Genomic DNA, 265 nt, shown 5'->3' with positions numbered 1-265 from the left:
CCGACAGCCAGGCGTCCTGTACCACTTCGTCGGCGTGGCGGTTGCCGACAATGGCGTAGGCCACGGCGCGCATGGCGCTCTGGTAGGTGCCGACCAGTTCCTTGTAAGCCTTTTGTTCGCCCGCCAACAGGCGCTCTAGCAGTTGCGTGTCATCAGCAGCGGCCATTCGTGCCTCGTTCAATCATGCAGGTTTGAGGGGGTGTGACGCGCCAATCCCGCCCGACGCCACACCCCAACCCTGAATCAACGCTTGCGCAGCAACACG

1 protein-coding gene is annotated in these 265 nt (G+C 63.0%); it reads right to left on the bottom strand.

Features of this window, described 5'->3' with window-relative positions; genetic code table 11:
* Positions 1 to 166, bottom strand: a 166-nt coding sequence (locus SB725_RS31720) for an RNA polymerase sigma factor (protein ID WP_410923409.1), incomplete at its 3' end; no start/stop codon positions are given.
* Between the last annotated feature and the right edge of the window lie 99 nt (positions 167 to 265).

The sequence above is a fragment of the Pseudomonas sp. SIMBA_041 genome, assembly GCF_046535095.1.
Taxonomy (GTDB): domain Bacteria; phylum Pseudomonadota; class Gammaproteobacteria; order Pseudomonadales; family Pseudomonadaceae; genus Aquipseudomonas; species Aquipseudomonas mucoides.
Note: the sequence above shows the minus strand (reverse complement) of the source record. Positions and strands in the feature narration are given on the sequence as shown.